Origin of the sequence: Ferruginibacter sp. HRS2-29 (assembly GCF_024343615.1) — a bacterium.
Taxonomy (GTDB): Bacteria; Bacteroidota; Bacteroidia; order Chitinophagales; family Chitinophagaceae; genus Ferruginibacter.
This window is the reverse complement of record NZ_RJUB01000063.1, coordinates 1-2,468: the sequence shown is the minus strand read 5'-3', so window position 1 is coordinate 2,468 and position 2,468 is coordinate 1. Positions and strand designations below refer to the sequence as shown.

Below are 2,468 nucleotides of genomic sequence, written 5' to 3'. Positions count from 1 at the left end.
CAGGCTGACTGTAAGGGATAACCGTGCAGGTGGCGGCGGTGTTGTAAGCAGCGGCAGCGGTTGCCAGGGAACAGCTGATATCATTATCACTGCTTCAGGTACACAGCCGTTTGCCATTACTTCACCAAATGGTGGCGAAAGTTATGCAGGTAATACCACACAGACTGTAACCTGGAACGTTGTAGGAACAAATGCTGCTCCTTTCAACGTTACCAACGTAAAAATATCTATCTCAACGGATGGTGGCCTCACCTTCCCGACTGTTCTTGCAGCAAGTACGGCTAATGACGGTTCTGAACCGGTTACTATGCCTGCTACAGCAACCACTACAGCGAGGATCAAGGTAGAAGCGATCGGAAATATCTTCTACGATATTTCTAATACCAACTTCACCATCACTGCTCCGGTTTCTGGATTCGGTTTCACTCCTCCTTCTCCTGCAACTGTAGCGTGCGGCGGACCAGCAACTGCGGCTGTAACTTTGGCTACAACTTCACTCGGTGGTTATACCACTCCGATCAACCTGTCTGCAACAGCAGGAGTTCCGGCCGGTACAACCGTTACTTTCGGAACAAACCCTGTTACACCAGGTAACAGCTCTGTTGTTACATTGAATAACGTAAATACTCTTTCTGCAGGTACTTATAATATTACTATCACAGGTATATCGGGCGCTATCAACCAGACCCAGGTAGTTAGCTTTGTAGTATCTCCGGGTACAGCTCCAACCCTTACAGGCCCTGCAGCGCAGGTAGTTTGTGCAGGAGCTGCTGCCAGCTTCACCGTAACATCTACCGGTACACCAACAGGTTACCAATGGCAGGTGAGTACGATCGCTGCTCCTGCTTTTGCAGATATTGCAGGTGCTACTTCAGCAACTTATACTATTCCGGCTACTACTGCTGCTCAAAACGGCAACCAATACAGGGTGATCGTAACTACACAGTGTGCTTCTGCCACATCAGCAGCTGCTACGCTTACAGTACAGGCCAGCCCTTCTATCAGCGGCCAGCCACAATCTATCATCGTATGTGCCGGTACTAACGCTGTGTTCTCTGTAACAGCTGCGGGTGCAGGACTTGGTTACCAATGGCAGCAGAGTATCGATAACGGTACTTCGTTCCAGAACATCAGCGGTGCTACTGCCTCTTCTTACACTGTAACTGGTGTTACTGCTGCACAAAGCGGTTATCAATACAGGGTAAATGTTCAGGGAACCTGTCTTCCTGCGGTTACTTCTGCAGCAGCTATCCTGACTGTAGGTGATGCTGCAGCCATTACAACGGCTCCTGCAAGCACTACAGTTTGCGTAGGCGCTAACGCTTCCTTCACTGTTGCGGCAACCGGTTCAAGCCTTACCTACCAATGGCAGGTGAGCACGATCGCAGCCCCGACATTTGTAGATATCCCTGGTGCTACAGGAACTACTTATACAGTTACCGGTGCTACTGCTGCTCAAAACGGCAACCAGTACAGGGTGATCGTATTCAGCTGTACTCCTACAGGCATCACTTCTTCGGCTGCCACTCTTACTGTGAATACTCCGGTTTCGATCGGTACACAGCCTGCAGCTTCTACAGTTTGTTCTGGCGCTACTGCTACCTTCAGCGTAGCTGCAACAGGAACAGCACTTACTTACCAATGGCAATATGCCGCGACCTGCGCAGGTACATTTACCAACCTGGCCGGACAGACTGCAGCAACCTTGTCGCTCACTAACGTAACCACTGCAAACGCAGGTGCTTACAGGGTGATCGTAGGTGGAGCTTGCGGACCTGTCACTTCATCTTGTGTGTTGCTGACAGTGAACGTTCCTGTAACGATCTCTACTCAGCCTGTAGATTTCTCTATCTGTTTGCCAGTAACCGGCACTGTTAACGGTACATTTACTGTTGCAGCAGCAGGAACCGGCCTTACATATCAATGGCAGCAAAGCACTGATGGCGGAACAAACTTCGCCAACATCACCGGTGCTACTGCGGCTACACTTACATTGACCAACCTTACTGCAACAATGAACGGTTACAAATACCGTGTTGTATTGAGCGGTACATGTACTCCTTCATTGAATTCAGCTGTAGCAACCCTTACCGTAAATACTCCGGTAAACATCAGCGCACAGCCTCAGAACAAACGTATCTGTTCTGGCGATAACGCCACATTTGCTGTAACTGCAACCGGTTCTACCATCACTTACCAATGGCAGGTGAGCGTGAACGGCGGCCCTTATGTAAATGTTACCAACGCTGGTATCTACAGCGGTGCTACTACCAATACGCTTACCCTTACTAGCGTTACAACATTGAATAACGGTTACAAATACCGTGTGGTGGTATCCGGTGTTCCTTGCGGAGCGGTTAACTCAGCGGAAGCTACATTGACTGTGAATCAGACCCCGACCGTTGAACTGGCATTACAATCTTATGCCAATATCACTCCGGCTATCAGGACAGGTTTATTCCCTGTAG

Annotated in this window: 1 protein-coding gene; it reads left to right on the top strand. The window is 49.5% G+C overall.

Features of this window, described 5'->3' with window-relative positions:
• The coding region (locus EGI32_RS10890; RefSeq protein WP_369681655.1) for a beta strand repeat-containing protein at window positions 1-2,468 on the top strand (2,468 nt) is incomplete at both ends.